This is a genomic window from Arthrobacter sp. MDT1-48-3, assembly GCF_054511015.1.
The window spans coordinates 580,824-604,484 of sequence record NZ_JBTNDL010000002.1; the positions used below are offsets into that span (position 1 = coordinate 580,824).

The following is a 23,661-nucleotide window of genomic DNA, read 5'->3' on the forward strand; positions in this document are numbered from 1 at the left end:
CTAGCTCGCGAGCTGGCGCAGCACGTACTGCAGGATGCCGCCGTTGCGGTAGTAGTCCGCCTCGCCCGGCGTGTCGATGCGCAGCACGGCATCGAACTCGACGGCGGAGCCGCCGTCGGCCGGGGTCGCCGTGACCTTCACCGTGCGGGGGGTGCGACCCTCGTTGAGCTCGGTGACCCCGCTGACCGCGAAGGTCTCCGTGCCGGTGAGGCCCAGGGACTCGGCGTTCTGGCCTTCGGGGTACTGCAGCGGCAGGACGCCCATGCCGATCAGGTTCGACCGGTGGATACGCTCGTAGCTCTCGGCGACGACGGCCTTGACGCCCAGCAGCGCGGTGCCCTTGGCCGCCCAGTCACGCGACGAGCCGGAGCCGTACTCCTTGCCGGCGAGGACCACCAGCGGCGTGCCGGCCGCGCGGTAATTCTCGGCGGCGTCGTAGACGGCGGCCTGCGGCGCGTCCGGCTGCGAGAAGTCCTTCGTGAACCCGCCCTCCACGCCGTCCAGGAGCTGGTTCTTGATGCGGATGTTCGCGAAGGTGCCGCGGATCATGACCTCGTGGTTGCCACGGCGCGAACCGTAGGAGTTGAAGTCCTTGCGCTGCACGCCCTTCTCGGTCAGGTAGCGGCCGGCCGGGGTGTCCGACTTGAAGGATCCCGCGGGCGAGATGTGGTCGGTGGTGACCGAGTCGCCGAGCTTCAGGAGCACGCGTGCGCCGTCGATGTCCTCGACCGGGCTCGCCTCGCGCTGCATGCCCTCGAAGTACGGTGGCTTCCGCACGTAGGTGGACTCGGGATCCCAGGCGAAGGTCGCGCCGTCGGGCGTGGGCAGGGACTGCCACCGCTCGTCGCCCTCGAAGATCGTCGCGTAGCTCGACGTGAACATGTCCTCGTCGATCGAGGAGTCGATGACCTGCTGGACCTCGACCGGGTTCGGCCAGATGTCCTTCAGGAAGACGTCGTTGCCGGCTTCGTCCTGGCCGAGGGGCTCGGTGTCGAAATCGAAGTCCATGGTGCCTGCCAGGGCGTAGGCGACCACCAGCGGCGGCGACGCCAGGTAGTTCATCTTGACGTCCGGGTTGATCCGGCCCTCGAAGTTGCGGTTGCCGGACAGGACGGCCGTCACGGCGAGGTCGTTGTCCTGGATCGCCTGCGAGATCTCGTCCTCCAGCGGACCGGAGTTGCCGATGCACGTGGCGCAGCCGTAGCCGACCGTGAAGAACCCGAGCTTCTCGAGGTACGGGATCAGACCCGACTTCTCGTAGTAGTCGGTGACGACCTTCGAGCCCGGGGCCACGGAGGTCTTGACCCACGGCTTGGACACGAGGCCCTTCTCGACGGCGTTGCGCGCCAGCACGGCGGCGGCGAGCATGACCGACGGGTTGGACGTGTTCGTGCAGGACGTGATCGACGCGATGCTCACGGCGCCGTGGTCCAGCTCGAACTCGCGGCCGTCCTTCATGGTGACCGCGACCTTCTTCGACGGCCGAGTGGAGCCGGCACCCGCTCCGACGGTCTCGCGGGGCTCGGAGTTCTCGTCCGTGACCGACGACGTCGTCCCGGGCGTGAAGCTCGGCGAGTCCGATGCCGGGAAGCTCTCCTGCGAGGACTCGTCCACGGTGCCGCCCGGAGCGAACGTCAGGTCGGGGTCGTTCGAGTAGTTGCGCAGGTCCTCGCGGAACTGGTCCTTGGACTTGCTGAGCTCCACGCGGTCCTGCGGGCGCTTCGGTCCGGCGATCGACGGGACGACGGTCGAGAGGTCCAGTTCGAGGTACTCGGAGAAGCGGATCTCGCGGGACGGGTCGTGCCAGAGGCCCTGCTCCTTGGCGTACGACTCCACGAGTGCCACGTTCTCGGCCGGGCGGCCGGTGAGGCGCAGGTAGTCGAGCGTGACGTCGTCGATCGGGAACATGGCGGCGGTGGAACCGAATTCGGGGCTCATGTTGCCGATGGTGGCGCGGTTGGCGAGCGGCACGGAGGCGACGCCTTCGCCGTAGAACTCGACGAACTTACCGACGACGCCGTGCTTGCGCAGCATTTGGGTGATGGTGAGGACGACGTCGGTCGCAGTGGCGCCGGCGGGGATGTCACCGGTGAGCTTGAAGCCGACGACGCGCGGGATGAGCATCGAGACGGGCTGGCCGAGCATCGCGGCCTCGGCCTCGATGCCGCCGACGCCCCAGCCGAGCACGCCCAGGCCGTTGACCATCGTGGTGTGGGAGTCGGTGCCGACGCACGTGTCGGGGTAGGCACGCACCACGCCGTCGACCTCACGGGTCATGACGGTGCGGGCCAGGTACTCGAGGTTGACCTGGTGGACGATGCCCATGCCCGGCGGGACGACCTTGAAGTCGTCGAACGCGGTCTGTCCCCAGCGGAGGAACTGGTACCGCTCCCCGTTGCGCTGGTACTCGATCTCCATGTTGCGCTCGAGGGCCCCGGCATTGCCGAAGGCGTCGATCTGCACGGAGTGGTCGATGACCATCTCTGCCGGAGCGAGCGGGTTCACACGCTTGGGGTCGCCACCGAGGTCGGCGACGGCCTCACGCATCGTTGCGAGGTCGACGACGCACGGGACGCCGGTGAAGTCCTGCATGATGACGCGCGCGGGCGTGAACTGGATCTCCGTGTCGGGCTCGGCCGCCGCGTCCCACTGCGCGAGCGCGCGGACGTGGTCGGCCGTGATGTTCGCGCCATCCTCGGTGCGGAGCAGATTCTCCAGCAGCACCTTGAGGCTGAACGGGAGGTTCTCGGCGCCCTCGACGGCGCTCAGCCTGAAAATTTCGTAGTGGGCGCCGGCGACGTCGAGTACGCCCTTCGCGCCGAATGAGTCCGCGGTCGACATGACGTTGGCTCCCTTCAGAGAGATTGTGGAATAGCCCCATCCTATTCCACGTCCGGCGTCACTGTATACAGTCGTACACCGCGCGGGTAGCCCTCCTGCAGTGTGTCGAGGAGGGCGGGCCCCTAGGCGTCGTGCCGCACCCTCGCGTGTCGTTCGGGTGTCTCCTGCAGTCCCAGGAGGAGCTCGTCCTGGTCCACCGATTCGACCCGGCTGTGGTCCACCACGGGCCCGGTCCCGGCGATCTCCCGGATGAGTTCGATCCCGGCGATCGCCTCTTCCTTCGAAGCGTAGAAGGTGGATACTGCCACGAGCGTTCCGTCCGGAGCGGTCAGTTTCACGCGGAAACCGTCATCGTGAGCGTCCACCAGTTTGAAGTAACCTGCCATCGTCCTACCTCCTTGTAAGGGGCATCCTTCGTCACCTGCGGTCCCTTATCATAAGCATACTTACCGACCTTCTCCCCGCCGTCCCGGCATCGGGAGAGGACAGGGTCTGGACAAGCGGCCGGGCAGGCGGCAGGGGGCCACGGTCCTCGCGTAGTGTTCGCGATGCCACTCCCCGCCCGGGCCGGCCGACGCCCGCCCCGACGCACCGACCAGAAGGAGCACGATGACCGAGTCAAGCAGCAGCGCAGGGAACCCCGGCGGCGCAGCCCTTCCCGCCGATCATCCCCTCGGCCCCGCGGTGCCGGTCCCGCCTGCCGGGAAGGAGGCGCGGCGCAGCGAGCAGGGCTCCGGGAACGGGGACGCCCCCGCGACGGCCGACCCGGGGTCGGACGCGACCGGCGGTCAGCACGGCGACGGCCATCCCGACGGGGATCGCCGGAACGACGTCCTGGACCCTTCCGCGGGATCGGCCGGGCAGCCCGCCGACACGATCCGCGACCAGCAGGACACCCATGCCGCAGGCGCCGTGCCGGCGGCGTTCAACGGCGAGGGCACACCCGCGGCCCCGCACGAGGATCGCCACCCCGAGGACGCGGCGGCCGAGCCGGACAGCTGGGACAGCGGAGGAGCGACGTCCTGACGAGGGCCGCCGACGGGCACGACGGCGCAGGCGTCCCTCGGGCGCCCCGTGTCCGCCGCCGCTCGGTGGAAGGGGCCGGAGTGCCGCCGGTCAGCGGCCGCGCGTCGCGAAGCGTGCCACGATCGACGACGGCGCCACACGCGCCAGTGCCGTGAGCGCCTTGTAGCGCAGACTCGGGATGGACACGGCCCTGCCCGCGGCCGTGTCCCTCAGCCCCTCGCGGACGACGAGCCCGGCGTCGAGCCACAGGACCTCCGGCACGCTCGATGTGTCCGCCCCCATGCGCTGGTGGAACTCGGTGTGCACGAAGCCCGGGCAGACCGCCGTCACCCGGATGCCCTCGGGCCCGTAGGTGAGGTTCGCCCAGCGGCTGAAGCTGATCATCGCCGCCTTCGCCGCTCCGTAGGTGGCTCTCGGGGTGAAGCCGGCGACGCTCGCCACGTTGATGATCGTCCCGTCGCGGCGGGGGCGCATGGACTGCAGGGCGGCGTGGGCGAGGGTGAGCGGCACCTCCACGTGGATGCGCAGGTGCCGGACCTCGTCGTCGAGCGTATTGTCCGCGAACGGCCGGACCAGCCCGTACCCGGCGTTGTTGACCAGCACGGTCACGGGCCGGACGCCGGGCTGCGACCGACCCGCTGCCGGGGACCCGGTACTGCCCGCGTCGTGCCCGCCGTCGAGGCGGGCGAGCACCCGGGCCAGGCCGTCCTCGTCGAGGAGGTCTGCTGCGAGGGTCTCGACCTGCACGCCCCAGCGGGTCCGCAGCGCGGCCGCCGTCTCCTCGAGCGGACCGGCGGCCCGGGCGACCAGCACCAGGTCGCAGCCGCGCGCCGCGAACTGTCGCGCGAATTCAGCTCCGATACCGGAGGTGGCGCCGGTCACGAGCACGGTCCCAGTCATACAGCCACCCTCCCCCGCCGCGCCCCGGGCCGCAAGATGCGGGGAGGCGGAGATGCAACGTCGATGCGACCCCCCGCACTGTAGGTTCGGCGCTACCAGCGCGTCGCCTTCGTCGGGGCGCGCCGGCGACGGCGCCCGGGCACACCGGACGCACCAGTGCAGGCAGGAGAGGAAGTTCCATGAGCGGTAACAGAGCTGTTGCGTACAAGGGACCAGGGAAGGTCGAGGTCATCGACATCGACTACCCCACCTTCGAACTCAAGGACGGACCGGGGGTGAACCCGGCCAATGTGGGCCGGGCCGTCCACCACGGTGTGATCCTCAAGACCGTCACCACCAATATCTGCGGATCGGACCAGCACATGGTCCGGGGCCGCACCTCGGCTCCGGCGGACCTCGTCCTCGGCCACGAGATCACCGGCGAGGTCGTGGAAGTGGGACGCGACGTCGAATTCATTAAGAAGGGGGACATCTGTTCCGTCCCCTTCAACATCGCGTGCGGCCGGTGCCGCAACTGCAAGGAGCGCAAGACCGGCATCTGCCTCAACGTCAACCCGGACCGGCCCGGCAGCGCCTACGGCTACGTGGACATGGGCGGCTGGGTGGGCGGGCAGGCCGAGTACGTCCTGGTCCCCTACGCCGACTGGAACCTGCTGAAGTTCCCGGACCGCGACCAGGCCCTGGAGAAGATCCTGGATCTGACGATGCTCTCGGACATCTTCCCCACGGGCTACCACGGCGCCGTGTCGGCCGGGGTGGGGGTCGGCTCCACGGTCTACATCGCAGGTGCCGGTCCGGTCGGCCTCGCCGCCGCCGTCTCGGCGCAGCTCCTGGGCGCCGCCGTCGTCATCGTGGGCGACCTCAACGAGGGGCGGCTGGCGCAGGCACGGAGCTTCGGCTGCGAGACGGTGGACGTGTCCAAGGGCGATCCCCGCGACCAGGTCGAGCAGTTGCTCGGCGTTCCCGAGGTGGACTGCGGCGTGGACGCCGTCGGATTCGAGGCGCGGGGCCACGGCTCCGGTTCCGCGACCGAGGCGCCGGCGACGGTCCTGAACTCGCTCATGGACATCACGGCCGCCGGCGGCGCCCTGGGCATCCCGGGGCTGTATGTCACCAGCGACCCGGGAGCGGGCGACGACGCCGCGAAGGTGGGCTCCCTGTCCCTCAGCCTCGGCACGGGGTGGGCGAAGTCACTGTCCTTCACCACGGGCCAGTGTCCGGTCATGAAATACAACCGGAGCCTCATGATGGCCATCCTGCACGACCGCGTCTCCATCGCGAAGGCCGTCAACGCCAAGTCGATCGGACTCGAGGAGGCACCGCGTGGCTACGAGGAGTTCGACGCCGGAGCCGCGACCAAGTACGTGCTCGATCCACACGGGTACGTAGCGGCCTGACCGGCGCGTCCGGACGGACGGGAAGGGGCTCGGGCTGCTGTGCCCGGGCCCCTTCCGCGGCGGTGGGGCTGCCGCGCTCCCTGCCGGGGCCCGCAGCGCGCAAGTGTCGCAGAGGATCCTCAGTTTGGCCACATTTTCTTCCCTCGATTCGACCCGATGTCAAGCGCCGCGCCGTACCGGTTTGGCAACGAAACGAAATTACTTTACGGTGGAGGTAGTTCCCCGTCCGGGGAAGCGAAAAAGCTGCCGTCATACGAGCAGCGATGAATGCCCGGCACCGCCCTCCACCGCTCGTTGCTCAACAGGCGGCTGCCGAACCATGACCTCTATTCAAGTCAAGGTGAGCAGCGGCGCGAAGAAGTCCGGGGACGGACCTAGTGCGGGTGGCCTTTCGGAGCATCGTAACCCCATGAATACACACTCCTTCAGCACCAGCGCCCGTCGCGGACTCGCAGCAGTAGCACTCACCGGCCTCGGCCTCGGCGCAGCGGCCGGAGCGGCCAACGCTGCCCCCGCCAGCGACTGGGATGCACTGGCACAGTGCGAGAGCGGCGGAAACTGGGGCATCAACACCGGGAACGGCTTCTCCGGTGGCCTGCAGTTCACCCCCTCCACCTGGGCCGCCTTCGGTGGCCAGGGCGCTCCCCAGAACGCCAGCCGCGAGCAGCAGATCGCCGTCGCCGAGAACGTCCTCGCCGGCCAGGGCTGGGGCGCATGGCCCTCCTGCTCGGCACAGCTCGGGCTGAGCAGCACCGCTGCCCCGGGTGACGTGCAGTTCCAGCAGGCTCCGGCACCGGTCGCTCCCGTCGCCCAGGCACCCGTCCAGGTCCAGGCCCCCGTCCAGGTCCAGGCCCCCGTCCAGGTCCAGGCTCCGGTCCAGGTCCAGGCGCCCGTCGTCGCCCAGGCTCCCGTCGCCCAGGCCCCCGTTGCTCCCGTCGCACTGAGCGGCGAGACCTACACCATCCAGTCGGGTGACACCCTCAGCTCGATCGCCGGCAAGCTCGGCGTCAACGGTGGCTGGCAGGCACTCTTCGCCGCCAATGCCGACACCGTGATCCACGCGGACCTCATCTTCACGGGTGCCGTCCTGCAGCTCCCGGCCTAGTCCACAGGCCTCATCCGGCCGGTTGCCGCGTTCGCGGGTTGCTGTGTCCGGAACGAACGAAACCCCCGCCTCTCGAGGCGGGGGTTTCGTTCGTTCCGGGGTCGCGGCCGCTAGCTGCAGGACGTCGCGTCCACGTCGATCTTGAGGTTGTGCGCCACCGCGTAGTCGCGCTCCGGCGAGGAGAATGCCACGAGGATGTTGTCCGCGCTGCCGTGCGTGGCGCCCTGCGCGAGCTCGACGGTCACGATGATGTTCACGTGGGCGTCGGGCTCGAACTCGTAGCCCTCGGCCGGGACCGGAGGGCCGATGGGCTCCGGTGACGCCGACGGCGTCGGTGCTGCCGAGTGCTGCGCATGGGCGTCTGTCTCCGCTCCAGGATGGTGGTGCCCCTCGCGGTTCGCCGTCTGGACCATCGACGAGATGATCTCCAGGCCCTGCGGATCTCCCAGGCTCATCCTCCCCAGGGTGAAGGTCTCCAGCGTCGGATTGTGCAGCATCACCGTGTAGCGCAGCCGGCTGTCGTCGGGCTGGACACCGCAGAGCTCCGCGCCGTCGACCCCCACGTTCAGCGGGTCCTCGCCGAGATCGGCGCCGACGGGCACAGCCCGCCCGCCGTTCGCGGAGGCGGCGTCCTCGGCCGTCCCGGCCCGTCCGGCCGCATTGACTCCGAGCGGGTTCTCCTCGGCGCTGCCGCAGGCGGCGAGCGCCAGCGAGGCGGTCAGTACTACGGCAGCCAGCGCGGAGCGGCGCCGGGACGGCAGTGCGGTCAGGAGTTTCACGAGCAGCCCTCCGGTCGGCCGGACAGGAGAAGGCCGGCGCTGATACCTGCACTTCGTTCCACAGCGCGGTTCGGCTTGGTTCGTTGCTCAGCACCCCACCGTGCCGGCACCCGGACCTCCTCAGGCCAGGGGTTTGCCGCCGGTGACCCCGAGGATCTCCCCGGACACGTAGCGCGCATCGTTCGAGGCGAGGAAGACGTAGGCTCCGGCGAGCTCGGCCGGCTGGCCCATCCGTCCGAGGGGCGTACCCTCGCCGAACGACTCCAGCTTCTCGGATGTCGTCGTGGCGGGCTGCAGCGGCGTCCAGATGGGTCCGGGGGCGACGGCGTTCACCCGGATGCCACGCTCGCCCAGCAGTCCCGCGAGGCTGAAGGTCAGGTTGTTCAGGGCCGCCTTGGTCGCGGCGTAGTCCATGAGGCTCGTCGACGGGTGGTAACCCTGCACGGAGGTGGTGTTGATGATCGAGGACCCCTCCCCCAGGTGGGGCAGGGCCGCCTGCGTCAGCCAGACCGTGCCGAACACGTTCGTCTCGAAGGTACGGCGCAGCTGGTCGGCATCGATGTCGGGGAGGCCGTTCGGCTGGGCGATGTGGAAGCCCGCGTTGTTCACGAGGATGTCGAGGCCCCCGAGCCCTTCCACGACCTGCCGGACGGCTGCGGCGGCATACGACTCGTCCCGGAGATCGCCCGGCACAGCCAGTGCGGTCCGGCCCGCGGCGCGGATCAGCTCGAGGCAGCTCGCGCCGTCCTCCTCCTCCTCCGGGAGGTAGCCGATGGCGACGTCCGCGCCCTCCCGTGCGAAGGCGAGGGCCACGGCCCGGCCGATGCCGGAGTCTCCTCCCGTGATGAAGGCCCGCCGCCCCGCCAGCCGACCGTGCCCGGTGTAGCTGTCCTCGCCGTGGTCGGGGCGCGGGTCCATGCGCTCGGTGAAGCCGGGATACTCCTGCAGTTCAGGGGACGCGTCGACGGCGGGACCGCGCGGGTCCTCCTGGTCGAGGGTGCCTGACGGTTCGTTGGCCATTGCGCTCCTGGGATGGTTGCGGGGGTGAACACTAAGCCTACTGTCATTGTGTTTGTCGCGTTAGTCCTCTAGTAATGGACGTATGACAGTGATCCTGAGATCCCTCGAAACAGCTGTACCCGACACGATCATGGTGCAGCCCCAGGTGCGCGACGTCTTCGCTGCGCAGCCGGGCCTCACGCGGCTGGCACAGCGCCTCGTCGGGGCGGCCTTCGACTCCTCGGGGATCGAGACCCGGTACACCGCCGTCAAGGAGCTCACGCTCGAGGCGACGTCCGACGATCCGGTGTTCTTCGACCAGAAGGAACTGCGGATCCTGACGCCGAGCACCAAGACCCGCAACGCGGTCTACGCGGAGGAGGGCACCAAACTCTTCATCGAGGCCGCCCGCAAGGCACTGGACGCGGCTCCGGGCATCGAGGCCGCGGACATCACGCACGTCGTCACGGCGTCCTGCACCGGATTCTTCGCCCCCGGGCCGGACTATAAGGTGGTGCGAGCCCTCGACCTCGATCCGTCGGTCCAGCGCTACCACCTCGGCTTCATGGGGTGCTACGCGGCCTTCCCCGCACTCCGGTCGGCGAAGGCCTTCTGCGATGCGGACCCGGACGCCGTCGTGCTCGTGATCGCCGCCGAGCTGTGCTCGCTGCATGTCCGCTCCTCGAACAACCCCGACACCATCGTCGGGTCCTCCCTGTTCGCCGACGGCGCTGCGGCAGCGATCGTCTCCGCGCGGGACATCCCGCTGGACGGTCCGGCGCTGAGCCTCGACCACTTCGAGACGGTGCTCACGCCCGTGGGTGAGGAGGCGATGGCCTGGAACATCGGGGACGAGGGCTTCGAGATGGTCCTCGGCACGTACGTCCCGCACATCATCGACGAGCACATCGTCGGGGCCCTCGAACCCCTGCTCGCCCGCGACGCGTCGCTGAAGGGCCTGGACTACTCGGAGATCGAGCACTGGGCCATCCACCCGGGCGGGCGCAGCATCCTCGACAAGGTGGAGGCCAAACTCGGACTGAGCCCCGAGCAGCTGGTGCCGGCGCGCGAGACCCTGCGCAACTACGGGAACATGAGCAGCGCCACGGTCCTCTTCGTCCTGAAGGCCATCCTGGACCAGCCCGCGAGCGAGGGGAACAACCGCATCTGTTCCATGGCCTTCGGTCCGGGACTCACGGTCGAGACCGCGCTCCTCACCAGGATCGGAGCGTCCGCCGCGGTTCCCGAGGCCCGGACCGCCGGCGTGTCCGACGACGCCGACGCCGCCGTGCCCGAGGACCTCGAGCCCATCCTCAGCCAAGCCGGCGCATGAGCGGAGCAGGGTTCCTCGCGCAGCGGGACCCGGACGCCGTCGAGGAGATGGATCGGCCCGACTGCGACCCTCGGAAGCTCGACCGCACGTACGCGCAGTTCGGCGTGGTCAATGCCGTCGTGTCGGGGTGGCACCGCACGTACGCCTCGCTGCTCCGGCCGGCCTTCTCGCAGGACCGCACCAACACCCTCCTCGACATCGGTTCGGGCGGCGGGGACGTGCCGCGGGCCATCGCCCGCTGGGCGCGGCGTGACGGCTTCCGGCTCGAGGTGACCGCCATCGACCCCGACGAGCGTGCCCATGCCTATGCGACGTCACGGCCTGCCGTCCCTGGGCTGTCCTTCCGTCGGGCCCTCAGCACCGAACTCGTCAGGGAGGGCGCCCGATTCGACGCCGTCACCTCCAACCATGTGCTCCATCACCTCGACCCCGGCGAGTTCGCCGGTCTCCTCGACGATACGGAGCAGCTGGCCCGTCGGGTCGCAGTGCACAGCGACATCGCCCGCCACCCCCTCGCGTACGCCCTGTTCTCGGCGGGCACGCTGCCGCTGCCCGGGTCGTACATCCGACAGGACGGGCTCACCTCCATCCGCCGGAGCTATGCGACCACCGAACTGCGCGAGGCCGTGGCCGGGAGGGACCACTGGCGGGTCCGCACCGCCGTCCCCTTCATTAATCTGCTCGTGCTCGATCGGACGTCGGGCGGGGCTGCCGGCGATGCGTGACGTCGTCGTCGTCGGCGCTGGTCCCGTCGGGCTCTACACGGCCCTGCTCCTACGCCAGGCGGGCCTCGACGCCGTCGTGCTCGAACGCCGCACGGAACGCAGCAGCCATTCGCGCGCGATCGGCATCCACCCGCCGGCGCTGCGGGCGCTCGAGGCCGGCGGTATCGCCGACGAGCTGCGGAGCCGCGGCGTACGGATCCGCGACGGCATCGCCCGCAGCGGCGGACGGCACGTGGGCACGGTGTCCTTCGCCGCCCTGCCCGGTGCAGAGCAGTACGTCCTCGCCGTACCGCAGGCCGTCACCGAGGAGATCCTGGAGCGGCGGCTGGAGGAGGACTTCCCCGGCACCCTGCGACGCGGGGTCGCCGTCGTCGCCGCCCACGACTCCGGGGATCGCGTCCGGACCGTCACGCGCGTCCGGGGCGAGGACGCCGTCCTGGAGACGCGGTTGGTCATCGCGGCGGACGGCGCACGCAGTTCGCTCCGGGGCGACGCCGGCATCCGCGCACCGGCACGGAAATACCCCGACTGCTACGTCATGGGCGATTTCGAGGACACCACGGGCGACGGCGACGATGCCGTGCTGTACCTCGAGGACGGCGGGATCGTCGAGTCCTTCCCCCTCCCCGCCGGGATCCGGCGGTGGGTGGCCCGCGTCGGCTGCCCCGTGGAACGCCCGACGGCGGAAGCACTCACCCAGCTGATCCGGAAACGGACGGGCGTCGACGTCGACCCGGGCACCAATTCGATGCTGAGCGCCTTCGAGGTCCAGTCCCGGCTCGCCGAGCGCTTCGTCGCCGGACGCACTGTGCTGGTGGGCGACGCCGCGCACGAGGTGTCACCGATCGGCGGACAGGGCATGAACCTCGGCTGGCTCGACGCCGTCCGGCTGGTGCCGATCATCACGGCGTCGCTGAGGGACGGCCAGGACGTGGGCGCGAGGCTTGCGGCGTACGAGAAGGAGCGCAGGGCGCAGGCGGCCCTGGCGCGCCGGAAGGCGCACATCAACATGGCACTGGGCCGGCCACTGCCGACGCCCCTGATGCGCCTACGCAACGGGATCCTCGGGGCGCTGATCCGCAATGACTCCGTCCACGCCGGCGTCGCCCGGGCCTTCACCATGCAGTAGACCGGCCCCTTAACAGCAGGACCCCCGTAACCCCCCGGCCGCAGGCACCGGATCGGCGCCTGCGACAGGGCAGTACGGGGGTCTGCTGACCCGGGGGCCGGGAGGACTACTTCTTCAGCAGGCCCTTCTTGACGTTGGTGGGACGCTGCATCTCGCCCTGCTTCGCACCCATCACCACGACGATGCCGCTGATCAGCGGGAGGAGCCACTGGGTGGTCTTCAGCTGCGACTGCGCCTTGGCCAGTTCGTCGGTGGCACCGGGACGCGGTTCGGTTGCGCCCTCTCCACCCTGCTCCGCGAGCTCGCCGACCTTCTTGCCGAGGATCCCCGAGTACAGCGAGAGCGCCATGCCCGCCAGCGTGACGACGGACTTCCAGACGGTGTTCGAACCCACGGAGTCCTGGGACGCGAGGCGGCCCTTGTTGCCGAGGATCAGGCCGATGCCGCCGACCGCGTGGACGGCGAATGCGGCGACCTGAACCGGCGTCCACTTCGCCCAGCCGAGCGCGGACAGCCGGGTGCGCTCCTTGGGGTCCTTCGCCTTGCCGGTTGCACCGTTGAGTCCGACAGCGCCCATCAGGGTGCCGCCGAACCATGCTGCGGCGCCGAGGTCGTGGGCTGATCGTGCCAAAAGGTTTCCTGCCATGATGTAGAGCTCCTTAGACGTTGGTTCGACCTACCCTCTACATTTATCAGCCTACTTAGGATTAAGCTATCGCCAGCTCGAGTTTGGAAACGCGCGGAGTCCTTCGCGCGGAACTGCTACGAAAGGCCCGAGGCACATGGCGGACGAAACGAACGATCTCGACGAGGTCTGGCCCCAGTGGAAGGACGCGGTCAACATGAGCGCGTCCCAGCTCGAGAAATGGCTTGACACGGAGGAATCGCAGTCGGTCGGCCAGAAGGAGCAGGACGGCGGCGAGTCCGTGGGCCATCGATCCGGCCGGCGCATCATCGAGATCCTGACCACGAAGCGGGACGACCTCGGGGACGACGACGTCGAGCACATGCACAAGGTGGTGGGCTACGTCCACCGCCATCTGGCCCAGCGCCCCACCAAGGAGGACATCGAGTCCTCGAAGTGGCGCTACTCGCTCATGAACTGGGGCCACGATCCCCTGAAATAGGGCTCCGCCCGGTTGGCCCGGTTCACCCGAAGAGCGAGGAAGGGCGCCCCGACGGTGCGGGGCGCCCTCTCCGTGCGCCGGCTACTTCTTGGACAGCGCGCTTTCCTTGTGCGCTGCCTTCTTCCCGGACTTCGAGCTCTCCACGGTGTAGTACGGCTCGTCCTTGGACGCGTTGAACTTCTGGTCGTCGAAGGTGAACTCCTTCTCGTGCTTGTCCACGATCTTGCCCTCGGTCGTTCCCTGGGAGGTGTTCCAGGTGACCTCGTCCCCCTTGCTGAATGCCATGGTGTTCCTTCCTCGAGGCGATAGTGCTTCCGACACTCTCACCCGGGGAGGGAAAAGGAAAGCCTACTGATCGAGGTGGGTGGGGGCGAAGAGGCGCAGGAGTGTCTCCACGACGATGACGTTGGGACCCTCGGCTGCGAGGCTCGCGCCGAGCGCGGGACCGATGTCCTCGGGTGCCACACGGCGGGCCGGCACCCCGAAGGACTCGGCGAGTGCCACGAAGTCGGGGCGGGACAGTTCGGTCGCCGTCGCCTTCCCGAAGGCACCCTCCATGTACTCGCGGAGGATGCCGTAGCCGCCGTCGTCGACGATCAGCCAGGTGACGGGGATGTCGTGCTGCCGCGCGGTCGCCAGCTCCGCGATGGAGTACATCGCCGAACCGTCCCCCGACACCGCGAGGACCCGGGCCGGCAGCCCGCGCGACTCGAGGCCCACGGCGCCTCCGATGGCGCCGGGGAAACCGAACCCGAGGCCTCCGGCGCCCTGTGCCGAGTGGAACTGGCCTTCGCGGGCATCCCAGCAGCTCCAGGCCCAGTAGGCCGAGATGGTCATGTCCCAGAAGGTCTGCATGCCGGCGGGGACGGCCTCCCGGATGTCCTGCAGAAATGCCCGCTCCTTGCCGAGATCCTGCGCGTCGAGACGCGCGCCCACCCGGGCGAGCGTCTCGGCCACGAGGGCTGCGGCATCGTAGCCGGGCTGGCGATCCCGGTCGAGCGGCTGGAGTGCCTCGTCGAGGGCCGCGAGGGCCTGTCCCGCGTCGGCCCGGATCCCGAGCGCCGGCCGGTTGGACTCCAGGACACGCGGCTCGGCGTCGATCTGGATGATCCGGCCCCGGGGCTCCATCGTGAAGTAGTTGGAGGTGACCTCGCCGAGCGAGGACCCGACGACGAGGAGGACATCGGCATCCTCGAGCACCTCGGTGACGTGCCGGTCCTCCACCCACGACTGCAGGGACAGCTCGTGCGTCCACGGGAAGGCGCCGTTGCCGCCGGGCGAGCAGACCACGGGGGCGCCGAGCTTCTCGGCGATCGACAGGAGCCACGTCTCGGCCCGGCCGCGCCGTGCGCCGCCGCCCGCGACGATCGCCGGCCGCTTCGAGTCCCTGAGCCATGCCACGGCCTCGCGCACCAGCTCGATCCGCGGCGGATTGTCGAAGGGCTCCGCGAGCGCGTCCTCGACCTCGGGCACCATCACGGGGTCCAGCAGCACGTTCTGCGGCACCTCGACCCACACGGGCCCCTGGGGCGAGGAGACCGCCTCGGTCCAGGCGTCCTGGATGGCGGAGGGGATGCCGGAGGCGTGCTGGATCAGGCGCTGGCTCTTCGTGACGTTCGCAGCCGACGCCTTCTGGTCGTCGAGCTGGTGGAGCATGCCCTTGCGGCGGGCGCCGAGTCCCTCGAGGGGGATCTGGCTGGCGACGACGACCATGGGCACGCCCGTGGCATAGGCCTCCTGCAGGCCGGCGAGCGAGGTCAGCGCTCCGGGTCCGGTGGAGAGGAAGAGGACGCCGACGTCGCCGGTCGCGCGGGAGAAGCCGTCGGCGGCGAAGGCGGAGTTGTTCTCGACCCGGGAGGAGACGAACCGGAGGTCGGAGCGGGACAGGGCGTCGAAGAGCCCGAGTGCGTGCTGGCCGGGGATGCCGAACACCGTCGTCGCACCGAGGGCGGACAGCGTCTCGACGACGAGGTCGCCGCCGTTGCGCTGGCCGCTGACGGGGGTGGGGGGCGCCGAGGCGGCGCCGGCGGTGATGTCCATCTACTTGTCCCCGCGGATCGGCGCGTCGGACGGCGTGAGGGTGTCGGCCATCAGCGTCACGAGGTCGTAGGCGACGTGCGATGCCGCGACCCCGGTGAGCTCGGCGTGGTCGTAGGCGGGGGCGACCTCGACGACGTCTGCACCGACGAGGTTCAGGCCGCGGAGCCCGCGGAGGATCTCGAGCAGTTCACGGCTCGTGATGCCGCCCGCCTCGGGCGTCCCGGTCCCGGGCGCATGCGCGGGGTCGAGCACGTCGATGTCCACCGAGACGTACAGCGGGCGGTTGCCGATGCGCGCCCTCAGCTTGTCGACCACCTCGTCGACGCCCTGGCGGTAGACGTCGGAGGACGTGACGATCCCGAAGCCGAAGCGGCGGTCGTCCTCGAGGTCCCGTACCCCGTACAGCGGCCCGCGGGTCCCCACGTGGGAGATGGCCTCGGTGTCGAGGATCCCCTCCTCCACCGCCCTGCGGAACGGGGTGCCGTGCGTGTACTCGGCCCCGAAGTAGGTGTCCCAGGTGTCCAGGTGGGCGTCGAAGTGCAGCATGGCCACCGGCGATCCGGCACGCTCCGCGGCCGCGCGCAGCAGGGGCAGCGCGATGGTGTGGTCGCCACCGAGCGTGACCAGCCGGGTCCCGCCGGCCGTCAGGTCGAGGGCCTCCTGCTGCACGGTCTCGATGGCTTCGTGGATGTTGAACGGGTTGACGGCCATGTCCCCCGCGTCGGCCACCTGCACGCGCTCGAACGGTGAGACGTCGAGCGCCGGGTTGTACGGCCGCAGGAGGCGCGACGCCTCGCGGACATGGTTCCCGCCGAAACGGGCGCCGGGACGGTAGGACACCCCGGAGTCGAAGGGGACTCCGACGACGGCGATGTCGGCGCGGTCCACCTGGTCGAGGCGGGGCAGGCGCGCGAAGGTCGCCGCCCCTGCATAGCGGGGGATGCGGGAGGAGTCGATGGGGCCGAGGTGCCCGCCTCCGGTAATGCGCAGTTCTTCCACAGCTTCCGTCCGATCCGGGCCCCCACCCGTGCGGAGTTGCCCAATATGCATCAAAGGTTTTGCATAAGGCTATTCGCGCTCTTTCCGCCGGTCAAGGACATCAGCGGACCCGGTGCACACCTCCCCCTCCCGACCGCCCCCCCCCGTGCGCCAGGGCAGGAGCGGCGGTGACCCGGATGTCCCGATGGCCCGTTAAGGAAGCGTTAAGACCGGGGAATGCCTGCTCGTGCGGTCCTACGGTGAAGCAGTGAGTACTGTGAGCACCCGACAATCGGCACCGATCCTTCCCGAGAGCAGGAAGCGCCTCGAGCGCTGGCTCCTCGACGAGTCGAGCCGGCCCACCGCACACCAGCCGGAGACGGAACGGACCCAGCCCTGGTGGAAGGTGATGTGCCTGACCGGCGTCGACTACTTCTCGACCCTGGGCTACCAGCCCGCCATCGCCGCGGCCGCGGCAGGCGTCCTCTCCCCCCTCGCCACCCTCATCCTCGTGGCCGTGACCCTGTTCGGCGCACTGCCCGTGTACAAGCGCGTCGCCTCTGAGAGTCCCCGCGGCGAGGGCTCCATCGCGATGCTCGAGAAGCTGCTGCCCAAGTGGCGGGGCAAGATCTTCGTGCTCGTGCTGCTGGGCTTCGCGGCGACCAGCTTCCTGATCACCATGACGCTCTCCGCGGCCGATGCCAGCGCCCACCTGGTCGAGAACCCGTTCGCCCCCACGTGGCTGCACGGCCAGGAGATCCTGATCACCGTCATCTTCCTCGCGCTCCTCTCCGTGGTGTTCCTCCGCGGCTTCCGCGAGGCCATTGGGATCGCCGTCGCCATCGTGGCGGTCTTCCTCGTCCTCAACCTGGTGGTCGTCGTCGTCGCCGTCGGGCAGATCATGGCGCAGGACGGCATCGTGACCGACTGGTGGACGGCGCTCACCACGCAGCACGGCAACCCGCTGATCATGGTCGGCCTCGCCGTCCTCATCTTCCCGCGCCTGGCCCTCGGCCTCTCGGGCTTCGAGACCGGCGTCGTCGTCATGCCACAGATCGACGGCAGGCCCGGCGACACGGAGGAGAACCCGGCCGGCCGCATCGCCGGCGCACACAAGCTCCTCACCTCGGCGGCGCTCATCATGAGCGGATTCCTCATCGCCTCGAGCTTCGTGACGACCCTGCTCATCCCGGCTGCGGCCTTCGAGGAGGGCGGTCCGGCCAACGGTCGCGCCCTGGCCTACCTCGCGCACCTCTACCTCGGCGACGGCTTCGGCACCGTCTACGACATCTCGACGATCAGCATCCTCTGGTTCGCCGGCGCCTCCGCCATGACGGGCCTGCTGAACCTCGTGCCGCGCTACCTGCCGCGCTACGGCATGGCACCGGCCTGGGCCAAGGCCGTCCGCCCGCTCGTGCTGGTGATCACGCTCATCGCGATCGTCGTCACGTTCTTCTTCCGCGCCGACGTCGAGGCGCAGGGCGGCGCCTACGCCACGGGCGTCCTGGCGCTCATCACCTCCGCATCGGTGGCGGTCACCCTGTCGGCCCATCGCAGACACCAGCGCGGACGGACCCTCGGCTTCGGCCTCGCGACGGGAGTCTTCGTGCTGACGACCGCCGTCAACATGATCGAGCGGCCCGACGGCCTGAAGATCGCCCTGTTCTTCATCCTCGGGATCATCGTCATCTCGTTCGTCTCACGGTCGCGCCGCGCATTCGAGCTCCGGGCCACGAGCATCCGCATGGACGAGGCCGCGGTGTCCTTCGTCGGCTCGCAGGACGACGGCGACATCCTGCTGATCGCCCACGAACCCAAGCGGCTCAGCGGCTCCGCCTACCGGCACAAGCTCCAGCATGCGTGCGCCGTCTCCCACTTCCCGAGCACCGCGAAGCCCCTCTTCATCGAGGTGACGGTCGACGACTCGTCGGACTTCGAGACGGAACTGCGCGTGCGCGGCGTGGTCCGCCACGGGTACCGCATCCTCGAGGTGCACAGCTCGAACGTGCCGAACACCATCGCCGCCGTCATGCTGCACATCCGCGACATCACGGGACTCATGCCGCACGTGTACTTCCGCTGGACGGAGGGCGATCCCGTGGCGAACCTCTTCAAGTTCCTCGTCACGGGCGAGGGCGAGATCGCACCCGTGACGCGCGAGGTGCTGCGTGCAGCGGAGCCGGACGTGACGAGGCGCCCGTGGGTGCATGTCGGCTGAGGCCGGCTACTTCCCCGACGCCGCGGGCACGAGCGTCCACAGCACCACGGCCTCACGGCCGTCGGGATTGAGCCAGGTGTGCGGCTCGCGGCCGGGGAAGGTGACGGTGTCCCCCGCCTCCAGGTCGTACCGGTCGTTCGGGAAGATCAGGACGAAGCGGCCCTCCACCACGTGCAGCGTCTCGACCTCGCAGTCCACGGAGTACAGCTCGTCCTCGCCGCGGCCGTGCGGTTCGACGACGGCACGGATCATCTGCAGCCTCCGCTCGGAGCGGGCCGTCAGCAGGCGCTCGTTGATGCCCTGCCCGCCGAGGCTGATCCGCGGCGCTTCCTCCAGCCGCGTCAGGTGCGTCTCGGGGACCAGGAACAGGTCGCCGATCGAGATGGACAGCACCTGGCACAGCGTGACCAGCGATGCGACGGACGGCGACGTGAGGTCCCGCTCGACCCTGCTGAGGAATCCCTTGGTCAGGCCGGTGGACGCCGCCACCTGCTCGATCGTCATGCGCTGCGCCTGGCGGGCTGCACGGATGCGGGAGCCGATGGCGACCGGCGCATTGGTCGGCTCAACAGGCAGTGCCTTCATGCTCGTCCTCTCCTCCGACGATCAGGGAAACCCGTCCGATCCAGTACGGAAATCCGGACGTTCCACGAGCTTGCCATGATTGACCCGTGACACCCGTCACGAGTAGCTTACAGGTCAACAATAGTTGCCCACGGGGCATCGCTCAGGACCTCAACCGAAGGACTTCCCATGCAGGCACTCAATATCGGCATCGTGGTGGCCTACCTCGTCGCGATGCTCGGCTTCGGCTGGTGGGGGAAGTCCCGCACCCGCGACGCGAGCGACTACCTCGTGGCCGGACGCCGCCTCGGACCGTTCCTCTACACCGGGACCATGGCCGCCGTGGTGCTCGGCGGGGCATCCACCGTCGGAGGCGTGGGCCTCGGCTACCAGTACGGCATCTCCGGGATGTGGCTCGTGGTGGCCATCGGCACCGGCGTCCTGCTGCTCAGCCTGCTGTTCGCCCCCACCATCCAGAAGCTGAAGATCTACACGGTCTCGCAGATGCTCACGCTGCGCTACGGGCACCGCGCCACGCGGGTCTCGGGCATCGTCATGCTCGCCTACACCCTCATGCTCTGTGCCACGTCGACCGGCGCCTACGCCACCATCTTCGTGGTGCTCTTCGGGTGGGACCGGGCGCTCTCCATCGCCGTCGGCGGCGTGATCGTACTGATCTACTCGACGATCGGCGGCATGTGGTCGATCACCCTGGCCGACATGGCACAGTTCATCATCAAGACGATCGGCGTCTTCGCCCTGATGCTGCCCTTCTCGCTGGCCGCTGCCGGCGGGTTCTCCGGGATCGCCGAGCGCGCCGGGGACGAATTCTTCAGCATCACCGGCATCGGCGCCCAGAGCATCATCACGTACTTCGTGGTCTACACCCTCGGACTGCTGATCGGCCAGGACATCTGGCAGCGCGTCTTCACGTCGCGGACGCCGGAGATCGCCCGCTGGGGTGGCTCCGCCGCAGGGATCTACTGCATCCTCTACGGCGTCGCAGGAGCCGTCATCGGCATGAGTGCCAGTGTCATCCTGCCGGCGATCGAGTCGCGTGACGACGTCTACGCGGACATCGCCCTGAACGTCCTGCCCGTCGGCATCGGCGGACTCGTCCTCGCCGCTGCCGTCGCCGCCATGATGTCGACGGCGTCCGGTGCGCTGATCGCGGCCGCCACCGTCGCCCGGACCGACGTCGTGCCGTTCGTCGCCGGGTGGTTCGGCAGGGACATCCAGGAGCGTGCGACGTCGGACCACGATGTCCGCTCGAGCCGCTGGTGGGTCCTCGGTCTCGGCATCGTCACGATCGCGCTGGCCGTGATCGTGCAGGACGTGGTGGCGGCGCTGACGATCGCGTACGACATCCTCGTCGGCGGACTCCTCGTCGCGATCCTCGGCGGCCTCGTCTGGCGCCGGGGCAACGGGATAGGGGCCGGCGCCTCCATGGCGGCGGGGACCCTCGTGACCCTCGGCGTCATGGCCTACCTCGAGATCACGGCCGAGAACCAGTACGACGGCATCTACGCCAACGAGCCGATCTACTTCGGCCTGGCCGCGTCGGCGCTGGTGTACGTCGTCGTCTCGTTCCTCACCCGCCCCACCGCACCCGAGGTGATGGATGCCTGGGACCGCCGGGTCGCCGGACAGGTGCCCGACGACGCCCCCGTCGGCGTCGCCCACTGACCGGGCGACACACGGACGCGGTGACGCGGGCGACACCCCGCGACCGGAACGCAGGAGGGCTCCCGGCATCTGCCGGGAGCCCTCCTGCGTCGTGCGGCCGTCCTCCGTGGAGGCGCGGGGCCGGGGACGACTGCGCCGTAACCGTCCCTGGCGGATACGGGGACGGGCGGTCAGCGACCCGCCGTCGAGGACCCGCCCCGGCCCCCGTCGGAGCCACCGGCCGAACCGCCCGCGGACGGGTCGATCTTGCGCTCCTGCGTGCCCGGCCGGCCCTCGGCCTCCTCCGCGGCGACGCCCGCGGCGGCCACCTTGGCCCCCTGCTCCTCCTTGGGCGTGCTGCTCAGGCCGTGGCCCGTCTCGTCGAGGGCCGTCTGCTTCTCGGCCGCGTCGACCTCGGCCTCCGTGATCTCGTCGTCCTTCTCCTGGTTCCAGGCCTTGATCGCCGCCCACCCCACGGCGGCCACGGGAACGGACAGGATGGCGCCGATGATGCCGGCGAGGATGGTGCCGGCCGTCAGCGCGATCAGGATGACGAGGGCGTGGACCTGCAGGGTGCGGCCCATGACCACGGGCTGCAGGAAGTTCCCCTCGAGCTGGTTCACCACGATCACGACGATGATGACCATCAGTGCCACGAACGGGCCGTTGGCCACGAGGGCGATCAGGGCGGCGAGGACACCGGCGAGCGTCGCCCCGACCAACGGGATGAACGCGCCGATGAAGACGATCGCCGCCAGCGGCAGGGCGAGCGGGACGCCGAGGATGAACAGGGCGAGACCGATGAAGACCGAGTCGACCAGGGCCACGATCGCGGTTCCGCGGACGTAGCCACCCAGGACGGCCATGCTGCTGTAGCCGACGCGGCGGGCCTTCACGAGGCGCTTGCCCTTGAACGCGCGCAGCATAAACGCCCAGATCTTCTCGCCGTCCTTGAGGAAGAAGAACAGGATGACCACCATGAGCAGCGCCCCGGCGGTGAAGTTGCCCGCCGCACTGAGGCCGGAGATGGCGCCCGCGCCCACGGTGCTGCTCGTCGCGAAGTCGACCGCCCAGTCCCGTGCCTGCTGGATCTGCCCGTCGTCGATCGGGATGGGACCGTTCTGCGCGAACTCGTAGAGCTTGTCGAATCCCTCGGTGGCACTGGAGGCGAGCTCGCCCGCCTGTCCCACCACGGCGAACACGATGCCCGTGATGAGTCCGCCGAAGACGAGCAGGAGCAGGAGGAAGGAGACCGTGGTGGCGACCGTCGGTCCCCAGCCCTTCCGCCGCAGCCAGTTCACGAAGGGACCGATCGCGGCTGCCAGGATGAGTGCCAGCAGCATCGGGATCACCACGAGGCGGACCTGGACCAGTGCGTAGACGGCCACCACGGCCAGCACCAGGAGCAGGAGCACCTGCGCCGCACGGATGCTGGCGTTCCCGAGGCTGTCACGCCAGGGGCCGTTCGGGGCGGGTGTTCCCGCCCGCGCTGATGGGGAGGATGTCATCGGCTGTCACCTTTTCCTTCGGCACGGAGGCCATCGTTGAGCAGTTGGGTGCGCACCTCGCGCCGGAGGACCTTGCCGATCAAAGATCGGGGCAGGTCCTCCGCCTGCACGATGATGCGGGGGACCTTGTAGGCGGCGAGCGCGCCGCGGCAGTGCGAGCGGAGGGCCTCGACGTCGAGGCGCGCGCCGGGCGCCAGGACGACGACGGCCGCGACGTCCTCGCCGCCTCCCGCCCGGGGCAGCCCGACGACGGCCGCGTCGGCCACGCCCGGATGCGCACGGAGGGCGTCCTCCACCTCGGAGGGCGCCACGTTGAACCCGCCGGTGATGATGAGTTCCTTGATCCGGTCGACGATCGTCAGGAAGCCGTCGTCGTCCATCCGCACGATGTCCCCGGTCCGGAACCATCCGCCGTCGAGCAGCACCGCCCCGGTCTCGTCGGGCCTGCGCCAGTAGCCCTGGAACACCTGCGGTCCACGGATGAGCAGCTCCCCGGCGTCACCCTGCGCGCGGTCCCGGCCGGGGTCCTCCGGATCCACGATCCGCACGTCGGTACCGGGGAACGGCACACCGACGGTCCCGGGACGCCGGGTGGGACCGATCGGGTTGCCCGCCGCCACCGGGGACGTCTCCGTCAGCCCGTAGCCCTCGATGAGGTAGCCACCCGTCGCCGCTTCCCAGGTCTCCACCGTGGACTGCGGGAGGTTCATGGCGCCGGAGATCGCGAACCGGATGCTGCGGAGGTCCGCCCCGCGCTCCGCCGCGCCGGCCGCCAGCCGCTCGTAGATGGGCGGCACGGCAGGCAAAAAGGTGGGCGGGCTCCTCCGCGCGGCGTCGAGCACCAGGCCGACGTCGAACCGGGGGAAGAGCACGAGCCTCGCGCCGATGCTCATGGCGAAGGTCAGGCACAGGGTCAGCCCGTAGGCATGGAACATGGGCAGGACGGCATAGACGGTCTCCCGTCCCGCCTGCAGGCCCGGCACCCAGGCCCGGCCCTGCGCGGCATTGGCCAGCAGGTTGCGGTGCGAGAGGATGGCGCCCTTGGGCACCCCGGTGGTCCCGCTGGTGTACTGGAGGACGGCCGTGTCCTCCGCGGCGGGGCGCGGATGCATCGCGGGCAGGGGACGGTGGCGGAGCAGGGCCTGCCACGGCACGAGCTTCCGCGGACCCGTGAGCTTCTCCGACGTCGTGAGCGCCCCTTTCGCCTCCCGGGCACGTCGCACGGGGAGCTTCAGGGCCAGGTGTCAGGGGGGCGGTAGCGCGGCGAAGAAGGGCGAGAGCACGAGTGCGGGGGAAAGGGGGGATAGGGGGAGAGAGGGGGAAAGAG

The 23,661-nt window shown here is 69.7% G+C and carries 20 protein-coding genes and 1 pseudogene; 9 read left to right on the top strand and 12 right to left on the bottom strand.

Translation table 11 applies throughout. From position 1 onward, the window contains the following. Positions 1 to 2,841 (bottom strand): aconitate hydratase AcnA, encoded by a 2,841-nt coding sequence (gene acnA / locus ACX80L_RS07530; protein ID WP_133082904.1) that lies wholly within the window; start codon positions 2,839 to 2,841, stop codon positions 1 to 3. Between the two features lie 122 nt (positions 2,842 to 2,963). Beyond that, a complete protein-coding gene (locus tag ACX80L_RS07535) occupies positions 2,964 to 3,227 on the bottom strand; it encodes a YegP family protein (protein WP_459288764.1) in 264 nt (87 codons plus the stop codon). 223 nt (positions 3,228 to 3,450) lie between these two features. Here ACX80L_RS07535 and ACX80L_RS07540 point away from each other — a divergent pair, with 223 nt between their 5' ends. After that, positions 3,451 to 3,867: a hypothetical protein gene (locus ACX80L_RS07540; RefSeq protein ID WP_459288766.1), complete on the top strand. Its 417-nt coding sequence runs from the start codon at positions 3,451 to 3,453 to the stop codon at positions 3,865 to 3,867. Between the two features lie 90 nt (positions 3,868 to 3,957). Here ACX80L_RS07540 and ACX80L_RS07545 read toward each other — a convergent pair whose 3' ends face one another. Beyond that, the gene (locus ACX80L_RS07545) at positions 3,958 to 4,767 is read right to left on the bottom strand and encodes an SDR family NAD(P)-dependent oxidoreductase (protein WP_459288768.1); all 810 of its coding nucleotides are present in this window, start codon (positions 4,765 to 4,767) and stop codon (positions 3,958 to 3,960) included. 179 nt (positions 4,768 to 4,946) lie between these two features. Here ACX80L_RS07545 and fdhA point away from each other — a divergent pair, with 179 nt between their 5' ends. Then, the gene (fdhA, locus tag ACX80L_RS07550) at positions 4,947 to 6,164 is read left to right on the top strand and encodes a formaldehyde dehydrogenase, glutathione-independent (protein WP_133082908.1); all 1,218 of its coding nucleotides are present in this window, start codon (positions 4,947 to 4,949) and stop codon (positions 6,162 to 6,164) included. A 409-nt stretch (positions 6,165 to 6,573) separates the two neighbouring features. Then, complete coding sequence (locus tag ACX80L_RS07555; RefSeq protein ID WP_208739344.1) at positions 6,574 to 7,269, top strand: LysM peptidoglycan-binding domain-containing protein; 696 nt, start codon at positions 6,574 to 6,576, stop codon at positions 7,267 to 7,269. A gap of 110 nt (positions 7,270 to 7,379) precedes the next feature. Here the strand turns inward: ACX80L_RS07555 and ACX80L_RS07560 are convergent, their stop codons facing one another. Next, the gene (locus ACX80L_RS07560) at positions 7,380 to 8,048 is read right to left on the bottom strand and encodes a hypothetical protein (protein ID WP_459288771.1); all 669 of its coding nucleotides are present in this window, start codon (positions 8,046 to 8,048) and stop codon (positions 7,380 to 7,382) included. A gap of 120 nt (positions 8,049 to 8,168) precedes the next feature. Further along, positions 8,169 to 9,068: an SDR family oxidoreductase gene (locus ACX80L_RS07565; protein ID WP_459288773.1), complete on the bottom strand. Its 900-nt coding sequence runs from the start codon at positions 9,066 to 9,068 to the stop codon at positions 8,169 to 8,171. Between the two features lie 82 nt (positions 9,069 to 9,150). On the opposite strand from ACX80L_RS07565, the gene ACX80L_RS07570 reads away from it, so the two are divergent. From ACX80L_RS07570 to ACX80L_RS07580, 3 genes are read left to right on the top strand one after another with little or no spacing between them, the layout of a single operon-like run. Next, a complete protein-coding gene (locus tag ACX80L_RS07570; RefSeq protein WP_133083198.1) occupies positions 9,151 to 10,380 on the top strand; it encodes a 3-oxoacyl-[acyl-carrier-protein] synthase III C-terminal domain-containing protein in 1,230 nt (409 codons plus the stop codon). After that, complete coding sequence (locus ACX80L_RS07575; protein WP_459288775.1) at positions 10,377 to 11,105, top strand: class I SAM-dependent methyltransferase; 729 nt, start codon at positions 10,377 to 10,379, stop codon at positions 11,103 to 11,105. Before ACX80L_RS07570 ends, ACX80L_RS07575 begins: the two co-directional genes overlap by 4 nt. Further along, positions 11,098 to 12,234, top strand: coding sequence for an FAD-dependent oxidoreductase (locus ACX80L_RS07580; protein ID WP_459288777.1), 1,137 nt, complete (start codon positions 11,098 to 11,100; stop codon positions 12,232 to 12,234). Before ACX80L_RS07575 ends, ACX80L_RS07580 begins: the two co-directional genes overlap by 8 nt. A gap of 106 nt (positions 12,235 to 12,340) precedes the next feature. Here the strand turns inward: ACX80L_RS07580 and ACX80L_RS07585 are convergent, their stop codons facing one another. Further along, positions 12,341 to 12,880: a hypothetical protein gene (locus tag ACX80L_RS07585; protein ID WP_133083195.1), complete on the bottom strand. Its 540-nt coding sequence runs from the start codon at positions 12,878 to 12,880 to the stop codon at positions 12,341 to 12,343. 136 nt (positions 12,881 to 13,016) lie between these two features. Between ACX80L_RS07585 and ACX80L_RS07590 the strand changes: the two genes are divergently transcribed. After that, positions 13,017 to 13,361: a DUF3140 domain-containing protein gene (locus ACX80L_RS07590; protein WP_208740586.1), complete on the top strand. Its 345-nt coding sequence runs from the start codon at positions 13,017 to 13,019 to the stop codon at positions 13,359 to 13,361. A gap of 81 nt (positions 13,362 to 13,442) precedes the next feature. On the opposite strand, the gene ACX80L_RS07595 is transcribed toward ACX80L_RS07590, so the two are convergent. From ACX80L_RS07595 to speB, 3 genes are all read right to left on the bottom strand, one after another. Continuing rightward, a complete protein-coding gene (locus tag ACX80L_RS07595) occupies positions 13,443 to 13,646 on the bottom strand; it encodes a hypervirulence associated TUDOR domain-containing protein (protein WP_133083193.1) in 204 nt (67 codons plus the stop codon). A gap of 63 nt (positions 13,647 to 13,709) precedes the next feature. Beyond that, positions 13,710 to 15,401, bottom strand: coding sequence for a thiamine pyrophosphate-binding protein (locus ACX80L_RS07600; protein ID WP_459288779.1), 1,692 nt, complete (start codon positions 15,399 to 15,401; stop codon positions 13,710 to 13,712). Next, positions 15,402 to 16,400 (bottom strand): agmatinase, encoded by a 999-nt coding sequence (gene speB, locus ACX80L_RS07605; protein ID WP_133083191.1) that lies wholly within the window; start codon positions 16,398 to 16,400, stop codon positions 15,402 to 15,404. Between the two features lie 388 nt (positions 16,401 to 16,788). Between speB and ACX80L_RS07610 the strand changes: the two genes are divergently transcribed. Beyond that, entirely contained in the window at positions 16,789 to 18,597 is a 1,809-nt protein-coding gene (locus ACX80L_RS07610) for an amino acid permease (RefSeq protein ID WP_133083208.1), read from the top strand. Positions 18,598 to 18,603: 6 nt separating this feature from the next. On the opposite strand, the gene ACX80L_RS07615 is transcribed toward ACX80L_RS07610, so the two are convergent. Then, positions 18,604 to 19,182, bottom strand: coding sequence for a helix-turn-helix domain-containing protein (locus tag ACX80L_RS07615; protein ID WP_133083190.1), 579 nt, complete (start codon positions 19,180 to 19,182; stop codon positions 18,604 to 18,606). A gap of 168 nt (positions 19,183 to 19,350) precedes the next feature. Here ACX80L_RS07615 and ACX80L_RS07620 point away from each other — a divergent pair, with 168 nt between their 5' ends. Then, positions 19,351 to 20,847, top strand: coding sequence for a sodium:solute symporter family protein (locus ACX80L_RS07620; protein WP_459288781.1), 1,497 nt, complete (start codon positions 19,351 to 19,353; stop codon positions 20,845 to 20,847). Positions 20,848 to 21,017: 170 nt separating this feature from the next. Here the strand turns inward: ACX80L_RS07620 and ACX80L_RS07625 are convergent, their stop codons facing one another. Both ACX80L_RS07625 and ACX80L_RS07630 read right to left on the bottom strand, forming a co-directional pair. After that, entirely contained in the window at positions 21,018 to 22,334 is a 1,317-nt protein-coding gene (locus ACX80L_RS07625; protein ID WP_459288783.1) for an AI-2E family transporter, read from the bottom strand. Further along, positions 22,331 to 23,575: pseudogene (locus tag ACX80L_RS07630) on the bottom strand (AMP-binding protein); the annotation flags it as partial. The gene ACX80L_RS07625 and the pseudogene ACX80L_RS07630, both read right to left, overlap by 4 nt. Positions 23,576 to 23,661: the final 86 nt, after the last annotated feature.

Coding starts and splice junctions, on each gene's coding strand:
- ACX80L_RS07535 (WP_459288764.1), bottom strand. CDS start 3,227: ATGGCAGGTTACTTCAAACTGGTGGACGCTCACGATGACGGTTTCCGC.
- fdhA (WP_133082908.1), top strand. CDS start 4,947: ATGAGCGGTAACAGAGCTGTTGCGTACAAGGGACCAGGGAAGGTCGAG.
- ACX80L_RS07570 (WP_133083198.1), top strand. CDS start 9,151: ATGACAGTGATCCTGAGATCCCTCGAAACAGCTGTACCCGACACGATC.
- ACX80L_RS07620 (WP_459288781.1), top strand. CDS start 19,351: ATGCAGGCACTCAATATCGGCATCGTGGTGGCCTACCTCGTCGCGATG.
- ACX80L_RS07600 (WP_459288779.1), bottom strand. CDS start 15,401: ATGGACATCACCGCCGGCGCCGCCTCGGCGCCCCCCACCCCCGTCAGC.
- ACX80L_RS07545 (WP_459288768.1), bottom strand. CDS start 4,767: ATGACTGGGACCGTGCTCGTGACCGGCGCCACCTCCGGTATCGGAGCT.
- ACX80L_RS07610 (WP_133083208.1), top strand. CDS start 16,789: ATGTGCCTGACCGGCGTCGACTACTTCTCGACCCTGGGCTACCAGCCC.
- acnA (WP_133082904.1), bottom strand. CDS start 2,841: ATGTCGACCGCGGACTCATTCGGCGCGAAGGGCGTACTCGACGTCGCC.
- ACX80L_RS07555 (WP_208739344.1), top strand. CDS start 6,574: ATGAATACACACTCCTTCAGCACCAGCGCCCGTCGCGGACTCGCAGCA.
- ACX80L_RS07575 (WP_459288775.1), top strand. CDS start 10,377: ATGAGCGGAGCAGGGTTCCTCGCGCAGCGGGACCCGGACGCCGTCGAG.
- ACX80L_RS07625 (WP_459288783.1), bottom strand. CDS start 22,334: ATGACATCCTCCCCATCAGCGCGGGCGGGAACACCCGCCCCGAACGGC.
- ACX80L_RS07585 (WP_133083195.1), bottom strand. CDS start 12,880: ATGGCAGGAAACCTTTTGGCACGATCAGCCCACGACCTCGGCGCCGCA.
- ACX80L_RS07590 (WP_208740586.1), top strand. CDS start 13,017: ATGGCGGACGAAACGAACGATCTCGACGAGGTCTGGCCCCAGTGGAAG.
- ACX80L_RS07565 (WP_459288773.1), bottom strand. CDS start 9,068: ATGGCCAACGAACCGTCAGGCACCCTCGACCAGGAGGACCCGCGCGGT.
- ACX80L_RS07580 (WP_459288777.1), top strand. CDS start 11,098: ATGCGTGACGTCGTCGTCGTCGGCGCTGGTCCCGTCGGGCTCTACACG.
- ACX80L_RS07615 (WP_133083190.1), bottom strand. CDS start 19,182: ATGAAGGCACTGCCTGTTGAGCCGACCAATGCGCCGGTCGCCATCGGC.
- ACX80L_RS07595 (WP_133083193.1), bottom strand. CDS start 13,646: ATGGCATTCAGCAAGGGGGACGAGGTCACCTGGAACACCTCCCAGGGA.
- ACX80L_RS07540 (WP_459288766.1), top strand. CDS start 3,451: ATGACCGAGTCAAGCAGCAGCGCAGGGAACCCCGGCGGCGCAGCCCTT.